General features: G+C 61.6%; 21 protein-coding genes. 8 read left to right on the top strand and 13 right to left on the bottom strand.

Going from position 1 to position 20,680, the window contains the following annotated elements; translation table 11 throughout:
• Positions 1–121: 121 nt before the first annotated feature.
• Positions 122–619 (bottom strand): Lrp/AsnC family transcriptional regulator, encoded by a 498-nt coding sequence (locus QF039_RS14110; RefSeq protein ID WP_307518944.1) that lies wholly within the window; start codon positions 617–619, stop codon positions 122–124.
• A 118-nt stretch (positions 620–737) separates the two neighbouring features.
• Here QF039_RS14110 and QF039_RS14105 point away from each other — a divergent pair, with 118 nt between their 5' ends.
• The 4 genes from QF039_RS14105 (at position 738) to QF039_RS14090 (ending at position 5,271) form a co-directional block, all read left to right on the top strand.
• Complete coding sequence (locus QF039_RS14105; protein WP_307518942.1) at positions 738–1,772, top strand: histone deacetylase family protein; 1,035 nt, start codon at positions 738–740, stop codon at positions 1,770–1,772.
• A gap of 77 nt (positions 1,773–1,849) precedes the next feature.
• Positions 1,850–3,259 (top strand): amino acid permease, encoded by a 1,410-nt coding sequence (locus QF039_RS14100; RefSeq protein WP_307518940.1) that lies wholly within the window; start codon positions 1,850–1,852, stop codon positions 3,257–3,259.
• Positions 3,260–3,463: 204 nt separating this feature from the next.
• Positions 3,464–4,873: an OprD family outer membrane porin gene (locus QF039_RS14095; RefSeq protein WP_023658889.1), complete on the top strand. Its 1,410-nt coding sequence runs from the start codon at positions 3,464–3,466 to the stop codon at positions 4,871–4,873.
• A gap of 164 nt (positions 4,874–5,037) precedes the next feature.
• The gene (locus QF039_RS14090; RefSeq protein ID WP_003215195.1) at positions 5,038–5,271 is read left to right on the top strand and encodes a molybdopterin-binding protein; all 234 of its coding nucleotides are present in this window, start codon (positions 5,038–5,040) and stop codon (positions 5,269–5,271) included.
• Here the strand turns inward: QF039_RS14090 and QF039_RS14085 are convergent.
• The 3 genes from QF039_RS14085 to QF039_RS14075 form a co-directional block, all read right to left on the bottom strand.
• Positions 5,252–5,761 (bottom strand): cytochrome P460 family protein, encoded by a 510-nt coding sequence (locus QF039_RS14085; protein WP_003215197.1) that lies wholly within the window; start codon positions 5,759–5,761, stop codon positions 5,252–5,254. The two genes, QF039_RS14090 and QF039_RS14085, sit on opposite strands and share 20 nt — an antisense overlap.
• A complete protein-coding gene (locus QF039_RS14080; protein WP_177070060.1) occupies positions 5,761–6,801 on the bottom strand; it encodes an alpha/beta fold hydrolase in 1,041 nt (346 codons plus the stop codon). The genes QF039_RS14085 and QF039_RS14080 overlap by 1 nt, the downstream gene beginning before the upstream one ends.
• Positions 6,802–6,934: 133 nt before the next feature.
• Entirely contained in the window at positions 6,935–7,462 is a 528-nt protein-coding gene (locus QF039_RS14075; protein WP_307518933.1) for a GNAT family N-acetyltransferase, read from the bottom strand.
• Positions 7,463–7,612: 150 nt separating this feature from the next.
• Between QF039_RS14075 and QF039_RS14070 the strand changes: the two genes are divergently transcribed.
• The gene (locus tag QF039_RS14070) at positions 7,613–8,740 is read left to right on the top strand and encodes a sensor domain-containing diguanylate cyclase (protein WP_177035589.1); all 1,128 of its coding nucleotides are present in this window, start codon (positions 7,613–7,615) and stop codon (positions 8,738–8,740) included.
• A 3-nt stretch (positions 8,741–8,743) separates the two neighbouring features.
• Here QF039_RS14070 and QF039_RS14065 read toward each other — a convergent pair whose 3' ends face one another.
• The 7 genes from QF039_RS14065 to QF039_RS14035 form a co-directional block, all read right to left on the bottom strand.
• Positions 8,744–10,420 (bottom strand): ATP-binding protein, encoded by a 1,677-nt coding sequence (locus QF039_RS14065; protein WP_307518930.1) that lies wholly within the window; start codon positions 10,418–10,420, stop codon positions 8,744–8,746.
• Positions 10,421–10,560: 140 nt separating this feature from the next.
• A complete protein-coding gene (locus tag QF039_RS14060) occupies positions 10,561–10,980 on the bottom strand; it encodes an organic hydroperoxide resistance protein (RefSeq protein WP_087695064.1) in 420 nt (139 codons plus the stop codon).
• Positions 10,981–11,119: 139 nt separating this feature from the next.
• Positions 11,120–11,977: a CAP domain-containing protein gene (locus tag QF039_RS14055; RefSeq protein ID WP_003215212.1), complete on the bottom strand. Its 858-nt coding sequence runs from the start codon at positions 11,975–11,977 to the stop codon at positions 11,120–11,122.
• Positions 11,978–12,058: 81 nt separating this feature from the next.
• The gene (locus QF039_RS14050; RefSeq protein ID WP_087695066.1) at positions 12,059–13,384 is read right to left on the bottom strand and encodes an MFS transporter; all 1,326 of its coding nucleotides are present in this window, start codon (positions 13,382–13,384) and stop codon (positions 12,059–12,061) included.
• 58 nt (positions 13,385–13,442) lie between these two features.
• Positions 13,443–14,636 (bottom strand): L-2-hydroxyglutarate oxidase, encoded by a 1,194-nt coding sequence (gene lhgO / locus QF039_RS14045; RefSeq protein ID WP_307518924.1) that lies wholly within the window; start codon positions 14,634–14,636, stop codon positions 13,443–13,445.
• A 106-nt stretch (positions 14,637–14,742) separates the two neighbouring features.
• Entirely contained in the window at positions 14,743–15,453 is a 711-nt protein-coding gene (locus QF039_RS14040; protein WP_008436372.1) for a FadR/GntR family transcriptional regulator, read from the bottom strand.
• 46 nt (positions 15,454–15,499) lie between these two features.
• Positions 15,500–16,726, bottom strand: coding sequence for an MFS transporter (locus QF039_RS14035; protein ID WP_307518921.1), 1,227 nt, complete (start codon positions 16,724–16,726; stop codon positions 15,500–15,502).
• 111 nt (positions 16,727–16,837) lie between these two features.
• Here QF039_RS14035 and QF039_RS14030 point away from each other — a divergent pair, with 111 nt between their 5' ends.
• Together QF039_RS14030 and QF039_RS14025 are read left to right on the top strand one after the other, a co-directional pair.
• Positions 16,838–17,728, top strand: coding sequence for a LysR family transcriptional regulator (locus QF039_RS14030; RefSeq protein ID WP_003215222.1), 891 nt, complete (start codon positions 16,838–16,840; stop codon positions 17,726–17,728).
• Positions 17,729–17,851: 123 nt separating this feature from the next.
• The gene (locus tag QF039_RS14025) at positions 17,852–18,526 is read left to right on the top strand and encodes a GNAT family N-acetyltransferase (protein ID WP_003215223.1); all 675 of its coding nucleotides are present in this window, start codon (positions 17,852–17,854) and stop codon (positions 18,524–18,526) included.
• On the opposite strand, the gene QF039_RS14020 is transcribed toward QF039_RS14025, so the two are convergent.
• Positions 18,523–19,125, bottom strand: a complete 603-nt coding sequence (locus QF039_RS14020; RefSeq protein ID WP_307518918.1) for a TetR/AcrR family transcriptional regulator — start codon at positions 19,123–19,125, stop codon at positions 18,523–18,525. The two genes, QF039_RS14025 and QF039_RS14020, sit on opposite strands and share 4 nt — an antisense overlap.
• A gap of 90 nt (positions 19,126–19,215) precedes the next feature.
• On the opposite strand from QF039_RS14020, the gene QF039_RS14015 reads away from it, so the two are divergent.
• A complete protein-coding gene (locus QF039_RS14015) occupies positions 19,216–19,821 on the top strand; it encodes an NAD(P)H-dependent oxidoreductase (protein ID WP_307518916.1) in 606 nt (201 codons plus the stop codon).
• Here QF039_RS14015 and QF039_RS14010 read toward each other — a convergent pair.
• Positions 19,818–20,675 (bottom strand): LysR substrate-binding domain-containing protein, encoded by an 858-nt coding sequence (locus tag QF039_RS14010; protein WP_307518915.1) that lies wholly within the window; start codon positions 20,673–20,675, stop codon positions 19,818–19,820. The two genes, QF039_RS14015 and QF039_RS14010, sit on opposite strands and share 4 nt — an antisense overlap.
• Between the last annotated feature and the right edge of the window lie 5 nt (positions 20,676–20,680).

Raw genomic sequence — 20,680 nt, 5'->3', positions numbered from 1 at the left:
TCGCTGCTAGCAAGATAGTAGTAAATATTGAATTAAGTAAAGAGAATTTATTGGGAAATAAAAGTTTATCTAAGAGAAGGCTCTAGACCCTATGTCTAGTACCAGCTGAAATACTTTTTCATCATCCCGTCCTACCCGGAATCGCCACCCGACTCGTCGCCTTCACCTCCCTTAACGCCAAACTCGACTGAATCGACGCAATCCCCAACTGCCGCCGCAACACGCTCTCCACAAAATCGCTGTACGCATCCAGATCCTCCGCCAACACCTGCAACAGATAATCCGCATCCCCAGTAATCTTGTGGCACGCCTGCACCTGCGGCAGTTCCTTGATCACCGCTTCAAAATCTTCCGGCGTATGGTCGGAATGCACCGCAAACCTCACGTGCACAAACGCCATGATTTCCAGGCCCAGCATCTTGCGATCGAGGTTGGCCTGGTAATCCTTGATCACGCCTTCTTCTTCCAGCCGCTTACGCCGTCGCCAGCACGGCGTGAGGCTAAGGGACAGGCGCTCGCTGAGTTCGGCGTTGGAGATACTCGCGTCTTCCTGCAGCAATGCGAGGATGGCGAGATCGGTGTCGTCAAGTGCGACCTGTTTGGTTTTATTTTTCTTCATGGCGGCTCATCGGGGTAAAAATGCCCGATTACACTAGCATCGGCGCACATAAAAGCAAAGAAAGCCCACCGCAGCCAGAACAAAATAATCACCTGTCTTTCACGGGTGGATGTCTTTCATGTTGACTGTTTTCAGCGACTCTCATCGTTTGCACCATGGCACCGAACTCAAGGATGGCGTGCTCAAGCCGTCCTTCGAACAACCCAGCCGCGCCGACACGGTGCGTGATCGGGTCAAGCACGTTGGGCTGGGCGATATCATCGTGCCGCGCACGTTCGACCGGGCCTGTTACGTCAATGCCCACAGCGAACGCTACGTGTCCTTCCTGGAAACCGCCTGGGCCGAATGGACGGCGATTGGCCGTGCCCATGACGCCTTGCCGCTGGTGTGGCCGGTGCGGGACCTGGCCAATGAGCAGGTGCCGGAATTCATCGACGGCAAGCTCGGGTTTTTCGCGATGGATGCCGGTTCACCGATCACCAGCACCACCTGGGAAGCGGTGAAGACCAGCGCCGATATCGCACTCACCGGCCTGGCATTGATTGATGAAGGCCACAACAGCGCCTTCGCCCTGTGCCGGCCACCGGGCCACCATGCGGCGCGGGAATATATGGGCGGTTATTGCTACCTGAATAACGCAGCCATTGCCGCGCAACAGGCGATCACCCAAGGCGCCAAACGGGTCGCGGTGCTGGACGTGGATTTCCACCACGGCAACGGCACGCAGAACATCTTCTACAACCGCAATGACGTGATGTTCGTCTCGCTGCATGGCGATCCGTCCGTGTCGTATCCCTACTATTCGGGCTTCAGTGTCGAGCGCGGTGCCGGGGCGGGCGAGGGGTTCAACCTGAACTACCCGCTGGCGAAAAACACCGGGTGGAGCACCTACAAAGAAGCGTTGCTCGACGCCTGCAATCAACTCAGAAAGTTCTCGCCGCAAGTGCTGGTGATTTCCCTCGGCGTCGACACCTTCAAGGACGATCCCATCAGTCATTTCCTCCTGGAAAGCCGCGACTTCCTCGGCATCGGCGAGATCATCGCCAGCGTCGGCGTGCCCACGCTGTTTGTGATGGAAGGCGGCTACATGGTCGATGAAATCGGCATCAACGCGGTCAACGTGCTGCACGGTTTCGAGAACAAACACGCCTGATCCCGATGCCATTCCAACAATAAACAACGCCTGACTTTTTTCTGCCAAAACTCAAAAACATAACAAGAGGTTTTGTGATGAAAACAACCGTGCCCGGGCTGATTGAAAAGCCCGCTTTGCAACGCACCCTCAACAACCGCCATATCCAGCTGATGGCCATGGGCGGTGCGATCGGCACCGGCCTGTTCATGGGCTCGGGCAAGATCATCGCGCTGTCCGGCACTTCGATCATCCTGATCTACATGATCATCGGGCTGTTTGTGTATTTCGTGATGCGCGCCATGGGTGAGCTGCTGCTGTCCAACCTGAACTTCAAGAGCTTCGCCGACTTTGCCGGTGCCTACCTGGGGCCGCGTGCGGCGTTTTTTCTTGGCTGGTCGTATTGGCTGAGCTGGAGCGTGGCGGTGGTGGGGGATGCGGTGGTGGTCGGGGGCTTTTTCCAGTACTGGTTCCCGCACGTGCCGGCCTGGATACCGGCGATTGCAATGCTGCTGACCCTGTTTGCCTTGAATGTGCTGACGGTGCGGCTGTTCGGCGAGGTGGAGTTCTGGTTTGCGATCATCAAGATCATCGCCGTGGTGACCCTGATCAGTGTGAGCGTGGTGTTGATTGCCAGCTCGTTTGTATCGCCCACCGGCGTCACGGCTTCCCTGAATCATTTGCTGGATAAACAGGCGGCGTTTCCCAATGGCGTGTTCGGCTTCTTTGCCGGGTTCCAGATGGCGATCTTCTCGTTTGCCGGTACCGAGTTGATCGGCACGGCGGCGGCCGAAACCCGTTCGCCGGAGAAGACACTGCCCAAGGCAATCAACTCGATTCCGCTGCGGATCATCCTGTTCTACGTGCTGGCCTTGGCCTGCATCATTGCGGTGACATCCTGGGAGCAGGTGTCCCCCAGCAAGAGCCCCTTTGTCGAGCTGTTCCTGGTAGCCGGCTTTCCCGCCGCCGCCGGGATTGTGAATTTCGTGGTACTGACCTCAGCGGCTTCTTCGGCCAACAGCGGGGTGTTTTCGGCGAGTCGCATGTTGTTCGGCCTGGCGGACCTGGGAGACGCACCCGGGATATTCCGACGGCTGTCGAAAAACAGCGTGCCGTTTATCAGCCTGGCGTTTACCACCTTCCTGATGCTGCTGGGCTTGTTGCTGCTGTTTGTAGTCCCGGAAGTGATGACGGCCTTTACCATCGTCTCCACTGTTTCGGCGATCCTGGTGATCTTTACCTGGTCGACCATCCTGGCGTCCTACATCGCCTATCGGAAAAAGTGCCCGGAGCTACATGAAAAATCCCTCTACAAAATGCCCGGAGGCGTACCGTTGGCGTGGGTTTCACTTGGCTTCCTGGCGTTCGTACTTTGCCTACTGGCACTTCGCCCAGATACCCGCCTGGCCCTTTGCGTGATGCCTGCATGGTTTATGTGGCTGGCGGTTGCCTACCATTTCTCGCATTTTCGCCACCGACTCCAGCCTGATCAGCGCACGGCGCAGTAGCGGTTGTCGTACAACCGCACGCCATTCAACCCTCGAAAAAGGCCGGCTTGTACGGCCTTTTCATGACGGTTTTTTCATCGGTACATGACAAAAATTTCACATTCTGCGCCATCAGCCCCATGCCACAATCCGCAGCGTTTGCAGGGCCGCAACGGTATTCGCTCGAAGGACAGTAAAAAAATAATGTTCACAGGGGCGCAGTAAATGAAACTCTCTACATTAGCGTTGGCCATCACGGCGGCTGTCCTTGCACAACACGCCAGCGCAGACGGCTTTGGTCTTGGCTCACTCGGCACGGGTGACGGCCATAGCGGCTTCCTCGAAGACAGTCATTCTTCGATCAGTTCGCGCACCATGTACTACAACGCCGACGTTCACTCCGGCACGGCGAACGACCTGCGGGAAGCGGCTCAAGTACTGCGTTTCGACTATAAATCCGGTTACACCCAGGGCACCGTCGGCGTAGGTTTCGACGTGATGGCTTTCGGCGCGTTGCGTCTGGACGGTGGCGATGGCCACGCAGCGGGCAATGGCCTGTCGGGTAACGGCAACAGCTTCTTCCCGGTGAAGAACAACGGCACCGAGCCTGCTGACAGCTTCGGTCGCGCAGCCGGCAACGTTAAATTCCGTATTTCCCAGACTGAATTGCACGTGGGCGGTGGCCTGGCCCCGATCCTGCCGATCCTGGTGTCGAACGACAGCCGTGCCGCGCCGCAAACCTTTGACGGCGGCATCCTGACCTCCAAGGACATTCCCAACGTCACCTTCACCGGCGGCGAGCTGAACAAGGCTGAAGGTCGTGCATCGAGCAACTCCACGGGCTTGAGCGTGGCCGGTGCCACTCGCGACAGCGACAGCTTCCGTTTCGGTGGTGTCGACTACCAGCCGTTTGGTTCTTCTGACAACGTCATCGCTAAAAACCTGACGTTGCAGTACTACTACGCCAACCTGGAAGACTTCTACAAACAGAACTATTTTGGCCTGGTCCATGTATTGCCGTTGGGCAATGACCAGTCGTTCAAGACCGACCTGCGTTATTTCGACAGCACCAGCGACGGCAAAAACGGTTCGGCCGGCTATGCGTTCAACAACAACGGCGGCTATGCCAAGCACGCCGGTGAAGTCGACAACAAAACCTACAGTGCTGCCTTCACCTATCAGTTGGGCGGCAGCCAGTTGATGCTCGGCCATATCGGCGTGAGTGATGACGGTGGCTTCGTCTGGGTCAACCAGGGCAGCATCGCCGATCCAACCGCCCAAGGCGCGGCCGGTTCCGACTTCTACCTGTTCACCGACGCGGTGGTTGGCCAGTTCTCCCGTGCGGGCGAGCAGGTCAATTTCGGTCAGTACCTGTATGACTTCAGAACCCTGGTGCCGGGCCTGAAAGCCTCGATTGCCTACCTGAACGGCAGCGACATCAAGGCCAAGGTTGCCGGTGGCAGCGATCAGTCGGAACGCGAAACCGATTTCCGTCTTGATTACGTCGTGCAGGAAGGCCCGCTGAAAGGCTTCGGTACTACGTTCCGTACCGGCAGCTACCACGGCCATAACACCGGCACCGCCGACCAGGATCAGACCCGCCTGATCTTCAACTACACCTACGCGCTGTTTTAATCAGTCGTCGGTAACTGCTCCAGATGAAGGCCGCCCATTGGGCGGCCTTCTTTATTGGCGTGGGGTTCCAGCCAGAGCAGGGCGCTACAGTTGTTTTTACACAAGGCAACGTTTAACCATGCGCGGCAATTCCCAACCTACAAGTCAAGACAAGAACCGTTTCCATGAAAGTCAGTGCACGCAACGTATCCAAAGGCCAGGTCAGCCAGGTCCAGCACGGCGCGGTCAATGCCGAAGTGGTGTTGACCCTGCCCGGCGGCGAGCAGTTGGCGGGCGGTTCGAAGGTGTTTTCCATCGTGACCCGCGACGCGGTGGCCGAGTTGGGCCTGAAGCCGGGCGTGAGCGCCACGGCGTTTGTTGTTGAAAAGGGCTATTGCGCTAAGGCGCCAGCCGGGTGAACACATAATCGTGGTTCTTCACCAGCGCCTGATGGCAGGCAAAGCACGTCTCATGCTGCGCCTGGTCCACCGGCTTGCCATTGATGAACCGTCCAAAGCCCCAGCCTCCGGTCGCTGCGTATTTCTTCGAGTCCTTGACCATGAACTGCACGGTGGTCGCCGCGCCGGGAATCGACGCGGTCTTGAACTCCGGCGATTGCACATGTTTCCAGGCCAGTTTCGCCAGCACAGTGCCGTCGGGGAAGGGCAGCGTGCCGTCGCGGTACGCCTTGAGCGCCACTTTATTGCCCAGCACCACCCGCAGTTCATTCAGCGGGTCGGCTTCCTGGGCCGGCGCGATCAGCTCCCATTGACGGTAGCCGTCGGGAATGGTCACGCCGTAGATCGGCGAAGGCTCGCTGGTGGCCGGGCCGCCAAAGGCGAACCCGGTAGCGGTGGCCACCACGGCAGCTGTTGCAGCGACGAGTGCAGCAAGATGCAGGCGCTTCATCACAGGTGGTCCGCATCGATCACAGCCTTGGCAAAGGCTTGCGGTGCTTCCTGCGGCAGGTTGTGGCCGATGCCGCCGCTGATCAGGCGGTATTCGTACTTGCCGGTAAAGCGTTTGGCATAGTCCTCTGCGGCCGGGTGCGGCGCGCCGTTGGCGTCGCCTTCCATGGTGATGGTGGGTACGTTGATGGAGGGTGCAGTGGCCAGTTTCTGTTCCAGCGCAGCGTATTTTTTCTCGCCCTGCACCAGCCCCAGGCGCCAGCGGTAGTTGAAGATCGATACGGCGACGTGGTCGGGGTTGTCCAGGCCCTTGGCGCTGCGGTCGAAGGTGGCGTCGTCGAATGCCCATTTTGGCGAGGCGATCTGCCAGATCAACTTGGCAAAGTCGTGGGTGTTTTTCGCATAGCCGGCGGCGCCGCGATCGGTGGCGAAGTAGAACTGGTACCACCATTGCAACTCGGCCTTGGGCGGCAATGGGTTCTTGCCCGCGGCCTGGTTGCCGATCAGGTAGCCGCTGACCGATACCAGCGCCTTGACCCGCTCAGGCCACAACGCCGAGACGATGTCGGCGGTGCGCGCCCCCCAGTCATAGCCGCCGAGCACGGCCTGCTTGATCTTCAGCGCGTCCATGAAGTCGATCAGGTCGACGGCGAGGGCGGCCGGCTGGCCGTTGCGCAGGGTCTTTGCCGACAGGAAATGGGTATCGCCATAGCCGCGGGCGTAAGGCACCAGCACCCGGTAGCCCTGGGCGGCCAGCAGCGGCGCTACCTCGGAGTAGCTGTCAATGTCGTAGGGCCAGCCATGCAGCAGGATCACCACCGGGCCATCGGCCGGGCCGACTTCGGCGTAGGCCACATCCAGCAAGCCGGCTTTCACATGCTTCAACGGGCCGAGCGCGCTGTGGGCAGTTGCGCTGGCAGCCGCAGGTGCTTGCGCGTCCTGTGCACTGGCGACGCCGAGGGCACCGAACTGCAACAGCGCAAAGGCCAGCAGCGACGCGCCCATCAGGCGGCGGGGTGGGATGTTCAACTGTGTGTGCATGGTGAGTCTCCGGCGGCGGGTGGTGTGCCTGGCTCACAGTTGAACGTAGTTGTGTATCCCGTCTGTTTCGAGAAAACCCGTGGGTTAAAGGTTTTGTATCGCAGCGGTGTTTGGACACACTGCGATACAAAGGTCAGAGGGCCCGCCGGGCCACATACACCTGGCTCGGCGCCTGACCGGGTACATCGTCCAGCTCATCGATGTACTGCATGCCGATTTTCTCCAGCACCTTGATCGATGCTATATGAGCCGGACGCACCACGCCGTACACCTGCGGCTGGTCCAGCTCGACAAACGCAAACTGCAACGCCGCCCTGGCAATCTCGGTTGCAAAGCCCTGGCCCCAGGCGCTGACCGCAAAGCGGTAGCCCAGGTTGATCCGCTCAACGTCGTTGTAGGGGTACAAGGTGATGCCACCAAAGCCGATCACGCGGTCCGGCGCCTCTTGTGTAGCAATCGCCCATTGGCCGAAACCATGTTCTGCCCAGTGCAGCAGCCAGCGAGCCAGGGCGGCCTCGGCTTGGCCCAGGTCCGTCAACGGGCCGGCCGGGTTGTAGCGGTTGGTCTCGGGATCGCCATAAATGGCAAATACACTGGCCACATCGTCGGCCGCTGCGGGCCTGAGAATCAGGCGTTCGGTGGTAATCGGGTGGGTATTCATGGGTGGACTCTGATCCTTGGAGCGAGCGAGACGGTGTTCACCTATATTTATCCTGCTTTCGGCGCTCTAGCACGCTTGATTCAGTTGTTAGGGCTACTGGCAGGATGCCACAATGGCACTTTGTCGCGGCAGTAAGATCAGGCGGACCAAATGAATGGCCTTGGGCGTGGGCAGGACCAGGATTGCTTCATCGAGGAGCAGGTACGAACAGATCGATTGCACCAGCTGTTTCGCCAGTCATTCTCTGCAGTGTTCGGCAGTTATATGGCGGCCGCCATGCTGTGCTGGCTGTGCTGGGAACGTTTTGATCACCGGGTAATGCTGGTCTGGCTGGTGGTATTGGCCGGGACGTCGTTGCTGCGGGTGTGGATGTTCATGGACTGGTTTCGCTGCCCCAACAGTGAACGCACCCCCGCGCGCTGGGAGCGGCGCTATTGGGTAACGTTGATGTTGTCGGCCGGGGTCTGGGGAATCGGCGCATTCGTCCTGATGCCCACCGACGACCGCCTGTCCCAGGCCCTGGTGATGTTGTTCACCGTGGGCATGTCGGTCAGCGCAGTCTCGTGTTATTCAGCCTATCGCTACATGACCCTGGTCTCCATGGGCCTGGTGCTGCTGCCGTGCACCCTGTGGCTGCTGTTTCAACCGTCGTCGATGCAAGTCGGCATGGCCCTGGCGGTGCTGGTGTTCTCTTCGTTTGTCGGTGGCGCCACGCGCAAGCTGTCGGATGCCCTGGAAAAAGCCTTTCGCCTGACCCGGCAAATGGAACGAGCCCACAACATCTCCGCCCGCGCCGCGCAAACCGACGAACTCACCGGCCTGATGAACCGCCGGGCGTTTTTCGAGCATGCGCAGTTGCTCTACGAACAGTGCCGGCATAACCAGCAGCCGTTGTGCGCGCTGATGATGGACATGGACCACTTCAAGGACATCAATGACACCTACGGCCACCAGGCCGGGGACCAGGTGCTGCGCCAGATCGGCGGGGTGATCAGCGCGTCGTTTCGCCAGGCCGATGTGTACGGGCGGCTGGGGGGCGAGGAGTTTGCGGTGTTGCTGCCGGATACGTCGCTGGAGACCGGGCGGGACATCGCCGAGCAGTTGATCAAGGCCATTGCCGGGCTGACCAGCGAGCCGGTCAAGGGGTTGACCGCAAGCCTCGGCGTGGCCTGGGCTCGCGCGGTGGACCAGGACCTGCACGGCCTGATGAACACCGCAGACAAGGCGCTGTACCGCGCCAAGGCCCTCGGGCGTAACCAGGTGGCCGTCGCGGAATAGGCCTCAGCCCTTGAGCAGCGCCTTGGCCAGCACCTGTGAGACCTGGTCGGCCGAGTAGGGCTTGGGCAGGAACACCAGGCCTTCATAGCCGCTTTCCGCCAGTTCCTCGCTGTAGCCCGAGGTCAGTACCACCGGCAGGCCGGGCCGGCGGCGTCGCAGTTCCCTGGCCAGGGCCACCCCGGTGATGCCGGGCATCACCACGTCGGAAAACACTGCATCGAACCCCAACGCGTCTGCGCCGGCCAGTTCCAGCGCCTGTTCGGCATTGGTTGCCCAGGTGGTCTGGTAGCCGAGGTCCTGGAGGATCTGATTGGCAAAGCGGCCCACTTCCAGGTTGTCTTCCACCACCAGGATATGGCGCTGGGCGCATTCGGTGATCAGCCCGCAGGTGTCCGGGGCGTCACGTTGGAAGGTCTCTTCAGGTACCACTTGCGGCAAGTACAGGGTAAACACCGTGCCCTGGCCGACCTGGCTGGCCACATCGACGTTGCCGCCCGATTGCTTGGCGAAGCCGAACACCTGGGACAGTCCCAGGCCGGTGCCCTTGCCGACTTCCTTGGTGGTGAAGAAGGGTTCGAAGATGCGCTCGAACGTCTCCCCGGGAATCCCGCTGCCGGTGTCGGTGAGTGAAATGGCGATGAACGCCTGGCGTGAACCGGCGTCACCACGGATGCTCGGCAGTGCTTGATCGGCGTCCAGTCGCAGGGTCAGGCTACCCTGGCCGTTCATCGCGTCCCGGGCGTTGAGGGCGATGTTGATCAGGGCGGTTTCAAACTGGCTGGAGTCGGCGCGGATGTAGCACGGCTGCCCGGGCAGTTCGACGTGCACATGAATCCGCGCGCCAGTCACCGTCTCGAGCATCTCGCCGATGTTTTTCACCCGCAGGCCTGCATCGAACACTTCCGGGTTCAGCGGCTGGCGCCGGGCAAATGCGAGCAACTGGCTGGTCAATTTGCCGGCCCGGTCCACGGTGTCGGTGACCGCGCTCATGTAGCGCTGGCGACGCTCTTCGGACAGGCTCGGCATCCGCAGGAAGTCGACGGATGAGCGAATGATGGTCAGCAGGTTGTTGAAGTCGTGGGCCACGCCACCGGTCAACTGGCCGATGGCTTCAAGCTTTTGCGATTGACGCAAGGCGGCTTCGGTCTGGGTCAGCAGGGTGGTCCTTTCGGTGACGCGCTGCTCCAGGCTAGCATTCAGCTCGGCCAGGCGCTGGGACAAAACCACGGTGGCGGTGGTTTCGGTCACGGTGTCGAGCATGCCGACCACCTTGCCCTGTACGTCGCGGATCGGGCTGTAGCAGAAGGTGAAGTACGCCTGCTCCGGCGCGCCGCCGCGTTCGATCGTCAGCGGGAAGTTTTCGATAAAGGTGGCTTCACCCGCGAAGGCAGCATCCGCGATCGGGCTGATTTCGGGCCAGGCTTCCTGCCAGATCTCGTTGAATGGCCGCCCGAGGGCATCAGGCTTGTCGCCGAGAATCGGGATAAACCCGTCGTTGTAAAGCGTGATCAGCGCAGGCCCCCAGACGATCGCCTGGGGGAAACTGGAGGCAAGGCACAGGGCGACGGTGGTCTTCAGTACGTCCGGCCAGTGTTCCAAAGGCCCCAATGGCGTATTGGCCCAGTCGTGATGCCGGACCCGTTCGGCCATTTCGCCGCCGCCTTGCAGCCAGTTTGTCATTCGGTGAACGCCTTCTTGCCACGGTTCGCTGAGGTAGGGATGCCAAGCTACAGACATCCCGGGACTCAGCCAGTTCAGCGGGATTATCCACTAGATGGCACTTTAGTGTCTCGGCCGGATAATGCTTTGCTGAGCTCCCTTCAGGCCACCGTAATCGTTACCGCGATATTGCCGCGGGTGGCCTTGGAATACGGGCACGTCTGGTGGGCACGGTCCACCAGTGCCTGGGCGGCCGAGTGTTCGATACCCGGCAGGCTGACCCGCAGGCGCGCCTGCAGGTAATAGCCATCTTCCGGGCTGTTCACCAGGTCCACTTCGGCACTCACTGCCGTGTCGGCGGGCAGGCGGATGTGAAGGGTTTGTGCGGCTTTGCCCATTGCGCCGATAAAGCAGGCGGACCAGCCGGCACCAAACAGTTGCTCGGGGTTGGTGCCGGGCGCCTTGGAGCCGGGCGGCGACAGCTTGATGTCCAGGTGCAGGTCATCGCTGTGGGACGCGCCTTCACGCCCGCCGGTGGTGTGGGTTCTGCCGGTGTAGAGCACGGTGCTGTTCTGGGACATGACGGTTTCCTCGCAAGTGGCCCGGGGTGGGCCGGTGTGCACAGGAAACCGCGCCGGCGTATCCGCAATGTGTCATCGCCGGGGGCCTGCACCTCGCAGTGTGTCGCCTCGCCGGGAAGATACGTTGGGATACAAACCGTTATTGCTGCTGCACGCCAAACAACCCGGTCCAGTAGATGCCGGCATCACTTTTCGGGTCCATGGCGTAGGCGGCGCCCATTTCGCGGAACTGCGGGTTCATCAGGTTGGCACAGTGCCCGGGGCTGGCCAGCCAGCCGTCGACCACCTTGCGTGGGGTGTCCATGCCGGCGGCGATGTTCTCGCCGATCTGCTGGCCGATGTAGCCTGCCAGTTCAGCCCGGTCACCCGGGGTGCGGCCATCGTGGTCCAGGTGATCGAAGAAGTTGCCGTTGGCCATGTTGCGCGCGTGGCCGGCGGCGGCGTTGGCGAGTGCTTCGTTCCAGCTCAGGGGTGTGGTGGCGGCAAAGGCCTGGGCGCCACATTGGCGTGGTTGCTGGCGGGCGGTGTTGATCAGGTCGAGCACCTTCTTGCCTTCGGTCTGGGTCTCGCCCAGGCCGCTGGTCAGCAGCGGGCGGGCCAGCACGATGCGCCAGTCCTGGCCGCTGTTGCTCACGCCGATATCAATGAACTGCGGGTCGAGCACCACCCGGCAAAAACTTTCGCGCACGGCTTTCATCGCGGCTTCGGCGTTCCTGGGCCCGGACAGGCTGATGGCCTGGACGTTGACCATCGGGTACGCCGCCCGCGCCAGCGCCTGCTGCAAGTCGCCGACACTGTTGACCGGCAACACCAGCCGCGTGTCGCTGGCCAGCGGTGGCAATTCCTGGGAACCCTGGTTGCCGCAGCGCTGGACCTGGCTGCGGTATTGATTGATCGAGTCGACCAACAGGCTTTCTTCACCCGCCTGCGCCTGGGCGGTAAACACCAGACTGGCGGCCAGCGTCGTAAGACCCATCATCAATGACAGAACGCGCATGGACGTTTCCCTTGAGCTTGAAAGTGCCCATGATGCGCGATGAAGGGGCATCCATGCACCCGTTGGTCCGAACTTTTTGCCTCAGTTCTTGAATGCCGAGTGTTTACGGCCCTGATCGCACAAGGCGAACACCACCACCAGCAGGGACGAGATCGCGAGGATTATCACAACGCCATCAGTGGAGTGAGTGGCCGACGCCGCCACCATCGACAACGCCCCTAATGGCGCCAGGCCACCTGCGATCGCGGTGCCGATTTCCCGCCCGGTGCCAAAGCCCGAGGAGCGGGTCTGGGTCGGGAACTGGCGGCTCAGGAACGAACCCTGCGGCGCAAACATCATCGGCGCGAGGATGCCGGTGCCCACGCCAATGGCGACGTAGATCATCAGGCTTTCACCGGTATTGAGCAGCGCAAGGAACGGGTAGGCAAACAGCAGCGACAGCAGGCCGCCGAGCATCAGCACGGTCTTGCTGCTCCACTTGTCGCACAACCAGCCGAAGCATGGCACGGCGACGATGGCGATCAGGCTGGCAATGGTCACCGACAGCGACGTGACGTGCACATCGACACCCTTGAACTGGGTGAGGTAAGCCAGGGAAAAGGTCTTGAAGATGTAGCTCAACGCGTTGTAGCCAATCGCCACGAAGAACACCACGGCCAGGCCCTTGAGGTCGTTCTTGAACAGCGCCTTGAGCGGCGACGCCTTGGCCTTTGCGGTTTCCTTGCTCAGTTCCTTGAATTCCGGGGTTTCCGGGATGCTGTTGCGCACCCACAGGCCCACACCCACCAGCGCGATGCTGCAAATGAACGGAATCCGCCAGCCGCCGGCCAGCAGGAATTCATTGCCGTTGATGGTCAGCAGGTACACGGTCAGCGAAGACAGCAGCAAACCCAGGTTCAGCCCCAGCGCCGGCCATGCACCCTGGCTGCCGCGCTTGCCTTGCGAGGCGTGCTCGTAGGAAGTGACCGCCGCGCCGGACAATTCGGCCCCGGCGCCCAGGCCCTGGATGATGCGGATAAACACCAGCACGATCGGCGCCCAGATGCCGATGGAGGCGTAGCTGGGGATCAGCCCGATCAGTGTGGTGCACACGCCCATCATGCAGAAGGTCAGCACCAGCACTTGTTTACGCCCGAACTTGTCGCCCAGGTAGCCGAACAGAATGCCGCCGAACGGGCGCGCGATGAAGCCGATGGCAAAGGTGGAAAACGCCATCAGCGTAGCGGCTTTCGGGTCGCTGTTATCGAAGAAAATCTTCGAGAACACAATCGCCGCCATGGTGGCGTACAGGTAAAAGTCATACCACTCCAGCATCGAACCGAAGATCGTCGCGGCCGCGACTTTGCGCAGGCGTTTCCTGGTTTGCTCGGGGGTTTCAACGTCCGGGGTGCGGGCTGTAGCCGTCATTCTGTACTTCCTTATGAGTCATTATATTTATTGTCAAAGTGAGGCGTGGTGCGGTGCGTCAGTGGGGCTTGAACATGCGGTCGGCGATCATCGAGCCGATGGGAATCGCGGAGGTGGCAGCGGGTGAGGGCGCATTGCACACGTGGAGCATTCGCGGGGTCTGGGCGAACAGGAAGTCGTGCACCAGGGTGCCGTCGCGCATCACGGCCTGGGCGCGGATGCCGGCTTCATAAGGCAGCAGGTCTTCGATGTTGAGCGATGGGCAGTACTTGCGGCACTGCTCCAGGTAGCCGGACTTGAACAGCGAGTTCTTCATCTCGACGCTGCCCGAACCGAGGTTCTGCCAGATGGTTTTCCAGAAGCCCGGAAAGCTCGCGTACTGCGCCACGTCGCGCCAGTTCACCGAGAATTTGCGGTAGTTCTCGCGACCCAGGCCGAGTACGGCATTCGGGCCAACGGTGACGCTGCCGTCGATCATGCGGGTCAGGTGCACGCCGAGGAAGGGCAGCTCCGGGTCGGGAATCGGGTAGATCAGGTGGTTGACGATGGTGTTCTTCGATTCCGGCAAGCGGAAGTATTCGCCACGGAACGGGATGATCTGGTGGTCGATCTTGACGCCGGCCATCACGGCCAGGCGGTCCGATTGCAAACCTGCACACACCACCAGATGCCTGGCCTGCCAGCTTTCGCCCCGGGTGCTGACGGTGACTTTGTCGGTGTCCTCGACGATCACAGTGACGGTGCGTTCCAGGCAGATTTCCCCGCCGGCGCGACGAATCACCCGGGCCATGGTTTCGCAGACTTCGCGGTAATCGACAATGCCGGTGGCGTCGAGAAACAGCCCGCCCAGCCCGACGATGTTCGGTTCGCGCTGGCGCAACTGGTCGGCGTCCAGGCGTTCGACTTTCATGCCGTTGAGCTGCGAGCGGGCGTACAGCGCTTCCATCCGTTGTACTTCCAGATCAGTCGAAGCCACCAGCAACTTGCCGCACACCTCGAACTTGATCCCGTGCTCGGTGCAGAACTGCTTGGTCGCTTCGGCGCCACGCTTGCACAAGTCGGCCTTGAGGCTGCCCGGCGCGTAGTAGATGCCGGCATGGATCACGCCGCTGTTATGGCCGGTCTGGTGTTTGGCCAACAGGCTTTCCTTCTCCAGGATCACCAGCGAGGCGTTGGGCTGGCGCTTGAGCAACTCCATCGCGGTGGCCAAACCGACGATGCCGCCGCCGATGATGCAAAAGTCATAAATCATTATTTTGAATACCTACGCATTTCAGTCTGCTTATCAGGTTGTCAGACTAATGGTTTTGTTAAAAAAACAGCGCGCCATCGGCACGCTTTAAACGGGTTCGGATCGGTCAATTGATAGCGGGCAGTTCCAGATGCAGGCGCCTTGCTGCGGCGCGCAAGTGAGCCTCGGCACAGGCGGCAGCGCCTTGGGCATCACCGTCGACGATGGCCTGGTAGAGCGCGGTGTGTTCCTGGGTGGCATCGGCCGAGCCGCTGACAAAGCGGGTGGCGGAGTTTTCCCAGGCGGTCTTGCGGGCGCTGGCCAGTTGGCTTCTGAGGAAGTCATGGAAGGCCACGAAATAGTCGTTCTTGCTGGCCTCGGCGATGGCGCGATGGAATTCTACATCGGCCAGGGCGGCGGCGTCGAAGTCGGCGCGCTTGTCGTGCATTTCCTGCAGGGCGGTCTTCATGCGCTGCAGGTCGGCGGCGTCGCGGCGTTGGGCGGCAATCGAGGCGGCCTGGGTTTCGATCCACAGGCGCACTTCGAACATTTGCGCCAGGTCCGGGCGGCGACCGTTTTTTTCCGGGAAGCGGAACACGGTGCCGGCCGGGGTTTGCGAGATAAATGAGCCCAGGCCACGCCGTGCGGTCAGTACGCCGTCGGCCTTGAGCTGGGCAATCGCTTCGCGCACCACCGAACGGCTGACATTGAGTTGTTCAGCCAGTTGCTGTTCGGTGGGCAGGCGCGCTTCGGGCGCCAGTTGGCCGGAGTCGATTTCTGCACGAATGGCGCTGACAACGCGCATAACGAGCGAATCAGGGCGCTGGAGCTCAAGCATGGGAAAACCTTGGTAATCAGGTTGTCAGACAATAGTCGTTACGATTTTACCTTGTCAAGACAGGTGTTACGCGGAACCGGACGCGTAGGGCCAGGAAAAGACCTGCACCAATCAGTGCCAATGCCACGCCGAACGTGGCTTGCATCCCACTTCCCACGTCGCCGGGAGTGGCCGTGGAGAGGTCACCTGAAACCTGCGAAAACACTGCGCCCAAGGCCGAAGCCCCGGCGATCAGGCCCAGATTGCGCGACAGATTAAGCAAGCCGGCGATCACGCCACGGCGGTCTGGCAGTACGTCGCTCATCACGGCGGTGTTGTTGGCGGCTTGAAACTGGGCGTAGCCGAGGGTGAGGATGATCAGCGGGGTGATATACCCGGCAACCCCAAGGTTCAGCGGCGCCAGCGAGAGCAGCAGGCAGCCCGCCAGCATCGCCAGCAGCCCGGCGATGGTCATCGGGCCGCTGCCGAAACGGTCGGTCAAACGTCCCGCAGGGATGCCCGTCAATGCCGAAACGCAGGGCCCGACTGCCATTGTCAGGCCCATCCAGGCGGGGTTGAGGCCTGCACCGTGGGTCAGGTAGAAGGGCCCGACCACCAAGGTCGCCATCATCACCGCCGATACCAGGGCGCTCATGGCCAGGCCAGCGCTTAGCGTTGAATCCCGTAGTGTCGACAAGAAACTGAACCCGGATTGCGCGGGCTGTAGCCCATGGCGGTCGACGCGCAGATAACGCCGGGCGAGGGCAAATGTCAGCAAACCCAGCGGCACGGTGATGAAAAACAGCGCGCGCCAGCCAAACCCCGCGATCAACACCCCGCCAAGGCTTGGCCCCAGCGCGGTACCCATGGCCGACATCGTGCCCAGCAACCCCATGGCGCGGCCGGTGCGTTCCTTGGTCACGGTGGCGCCCACCAGCGCCATGGTCATCGCCATCATGACCGCCGCGCCCAGGCCTTGCAGGGCGCGGGCCGCAATCAACAGCCCGAGGGACGGAGCCATGCCGCACAGGGCCGAGGCAACGGTGAAGAGCAACAACCCGGCCAAGAGCAGGCGGCTGCGGCCCATCAGGTCGCCCAGGCGCCCGACGCTGACGATCACCGTGGTAATCGCCAGCAAGTAGGCGAGCACCACCCACTGCGCCGCCTGGAACGATGCATCAAACGCCTGCACCAGGCTCGGCAGGCCGACGTTGGCGATGCTGGTGCCCAAGGACGCCAGCAACATGGACAGTGACAGGGCGACGAGAGCGCCACGGGGTGCAGGTGATTTCATCAAGAGGCTCCTGGGTTTGACCGCTGTCAGAAATCTACGCCGTCACCTAACATGGCGGAAGGCGCAGCATTTGCACTTTATACGTGCGCCAAACGCCCTATGAGGTTTGCCGTGTCGACACCTGATTTCAATCTGCTGGTCACCCTCGATGTGTTGCTCGCCGAAGGCAGCGTCGCCCGTGCCGCTCAACGCTTGCGCCTGAGCCCGTCGGCGATGAGCCGGGCGCTGGCGCGACTGCGGGAAACCACCGGCGATCCGTTATTGGTCCGTGCCGGCCGCGGCCTGGTACCCACGCCGCGCGCTCTGGCGTTGCGCGAACAGGTCAGTCAGTTGGTGCAGGACGCCGAAGCGGTGTTGCGACCCGCTGCGACGCTGGATGTGAGCCAACTGGTACGCACCTTCACCTTGCGCACCAGCGACGGATTTGTTGAAAACTTCGGCCCGGCGCTGTTGACGCGGATCGCCCGGGAAGCGCCTGGCGTGCGGTTGCGCTTCGTGCACAAGCCGGACAAAGGCAGTACGCCGCTGCGCGATGGCAGTGTCGACCTGGAAACCGGCGTGGTCGACAGCAGCGCCAGCCCCGAGGTGCTGACCCAGGCGCTGTTCCGCGACCGGTTTATCGGCGTGGTGCGCAAGGGCCATCCGCTCAGCCAGGGCGAAGTCACGCCGCAGCGCTTCGCCGAAGGCCAGCACATCTACGTGTCCCGGCGTGGCCGTGATCAAGGCCAGATCCATCAAGCCCTTGAAGCGCTCGGGCTGACCCGGGACGTGGTGACCATCGTCGCCGGCTTCTCGACCGCCCTGGCCCTGGCCCGCAGCACCGACCTGATCGCCAGCGTGCCGGAGCGGCATACCGCCAACCTGCACAGCGACCTCTACCGCTTTGCGCTGCCGTTCGTGTTCCCGGACTTCACCGTATCGATGCTCTGGCACCCGCGCCTGGACGCCGACCTGGCCCATCGCTGGCTGCGCGGTTGCCTGCGGGAGGTATGTGCGCAATGAGCCGAGCAGCCCCCTTGTGGCGAGGGAGCAAGCTCCCTCGCCACAATGGGTGCTTGCGGGTCCACGGCGGCCCTTCAGCAGGTACAATCCGCCGGGCCTTAAAATGAAACACCAGGAATTCAAATGTTCAGCCTTACCCATTACGAAACCCCATGCCCCGAGCCGATCAACGCGCAGATCCTGCAGATGGTGGTCGACTACCTGACGGACATCAGCATGGTCGCCATCCCGCCAAGCAACCTGCTGTACAACGTCTACCAGTACGCCATCGGCTACGAGGTGCACCTGTACCTGGAAGCGCTGGGCGGGTCCAAGGGCATTGCGGTGGAATTGATCGTCGCGCTGGACGCGCAGGAGCAGGTGATCGGCTTCCTGCTGTACCTGCCGGTGAAGGACGATCCCGAGGCGTGCGGCGTGGCTTACATGGCGGTGCACGCCAGCCATCGGCGCAAAGGCGTGGCGCGGGCGATGATGCAGGACATGCTCGCTCGCTACCCCCATGCCGAACTGACCTGCGCAGTGGAGAAGGTCCCGGCGTTCGAGTCCATGGGCTTTCAACTGCGCGGTGTGCGCGGTACCCAGGTGTTGATGAACACCCGCGACTACAGCACTGACGGCTTGATGGGGTTGCTGGATGTGGCGTCGATCTACAGCTCGCTGGAGGTGCGGCAGATCCACACCTACCTCCTGCAAAAGCACGGCAAGCGGGCGATGGTCGATGCCGAAAAACAGCGTGATCGTCACTTCGACCAGATGACCCACAAGGCTCGGATGTTTGTGCACGCAAGGCTGGGTTAACGCGCGCCTCGACTCACCATCGACTTGATGCTCGCAAACAGCTCCTCCTGTGCCTCCAGCGCGCTGATTTCCCCGCTCGCTACGGCATGGGACAAGGCTTCCGCTGCGCCCAGCATCCCCCTCAAACCGGCCTGGGTTATCACACCGTCCACGGCAAAAGGGGCGAGGGCATCGCGGCACTTGCCGAGGAATATCACGTCGTACTCACGCTTGATGCTTTCCAGTTCCGGGCTGCCAGCCAAGGCGGAAATCACGCCCGGAATTTCACGTCCCTGCAGCAACACACAGTCGACATAGCACGAGGCGATCACCCAGGCGCGGTTGTCCAGGGTGGGTTCGCTGGCCTCGATTGCGGCGGCAAATACCTGGTTCTGACGGGCGTCGAAATCTTCATACAGCGCGGCCAACAGCCCCGCGCGATCGCCAAAATGGTCATACACCACCGGCTTTGTAACGCCGGCCAACTCAGCCAGATGCCCCAGGGTCAGGGCATCGGTGCCTTCTTCTCGCACCAGTTGCCAGGCCACGTCGAGCAGCTGGCGCAACCGGTCATCCCGGGACAAGCGGCGGCGAGGGGCAGGGGATTGATCGCTTGACATGCTTATATACCAAAAGTAACTTACCAACGGTAACTTAGCTCAAGCCTACTCAATTTGCCTTCTCATCGCTACCCCGACGGAGTCACTGCCATGCACGCGCTGATCGTTGTTGCTCACCACGACTCACACTCCCTGACCCACAGCCTCGCCAAACAGGCGGCTGCCGGCATAACCGCCGCCGGCCACACCTTTGAAATCGCCGACCTCGCCGCTGAAGGTTTCGACCCGCGTTACAACGCCGCCGACCATAAAGTGCACCGCACCCGCGCCACGCCGCCGGCCGACGTACTGGCCGAACAGGCCCGACTCGACCGCGCCGACGCCTTGGTGCTGGTGTTCCCGATCTTCTGGTGGTCGATGCCGGCCTTGCTCAAGGGCTGGATCGACCGGGTATTCGTCAACGGTTGGGCGATCGACTACAGCCTTGAGACGAAGGTGGTGAAAAAACTCGGCCACTTGCAGGTGCACTTACTGGGCGTTGGCGGGGCGGACGAAGGGGTGTTTGAACGCCACGGCTATGCCGACGCCATGCGCACGCAAATCGACCATGGGATCTTTGATTACTGCGGTGCGAAAGTGCTGACATCCGAGCTGCTGCTGGACTCGGAAAGCGGCGCTGCCGAACAGCATCTGGAGACGGCGGCGAAGTTGGGGCGACAACTGTTCGTCACCCTGCAACCCTGCGAAACCGCCTAAACCAGGCTGCTCTGTATGAGCGCTGCAAGCTGTGCGACCGCAGCGCCTGGCGCTGGATGGCTGCAATGCAATTCATAGCCAAGGGACGGCACCGGCGGCAGACCGTCGAGTACACGCAGGTGCGCAGGCAAACCGATACGGGTGCGCAAGGTCACACCCAACCCGGCATCGACCGCCGCCCAGATCCCACCCACGCTGGGGCTGGTCAAGGCAATGCGCCAGGCAATGCCGGCGCGGTCCAGGGCTTCGGTGGCGGCGCTGCGCAATACGCAGGGTGCCTCGAACATCACCAGCGGCAGCGGCGCGTCCTCGGCGCGCAGTAGTTGGGGTTTGTCCCGGGGCCCGATCCAGTGCATGGGTGTTTGCCCCAGGCGGGTGCGGCAGGACGATGTCTGACCGGTTTCCCAGGTCAGCGCCAGTTCCAGGCTCGCGCTGTCGATCAGGGTCAACAGCTCGGCATTGCGGCCTATCCGCACTTCAAGGCTGATCATCGGATAAAGCCTGGCGAAGCGCCGCAGGATGTCACTGAGCACATGCTCGCCGAAATCCTCCTGCAAACCGAGGCGCAAAGTGCCTGCGGTTTGGGTTTCGTTAAGGCTGCTGAAGACAGTGTCATTGAGGTCCAGCAACCGCCTGGCGTGGCCGAGCAGCGCTTCACCCACCGGCGTCAGCACCAGCCCGCGCCCGGATTTGCTCAGCACCGGCGCGCCGACCTGTTCTTCGAGTTTCTTTAATTGCGCGCTGACGGCTGAGGTCGAACGGCCCAGGCGATCCGCCGCCTTGGCAAAGCTGTTCAGCTCGACGCCGGTGACGAAGGTGCGCAGTACATCAAGGTCGAAGGTGGGGCGGCGCATTGAAT

The sequence above is a fragment of the Pseudomonas sp. W2I6 genome (assembly GCF_030815935.1).
Taxonomy (GTDB): Bacteria; Pseudomonadota; Gammaproteobacteria; order Pseudomonadales; family Pseudomonadaceae; genus Aquipseudomonas.
This window is presented reverse-complemented; position numbering and strand designations above follow the sequence as displayed.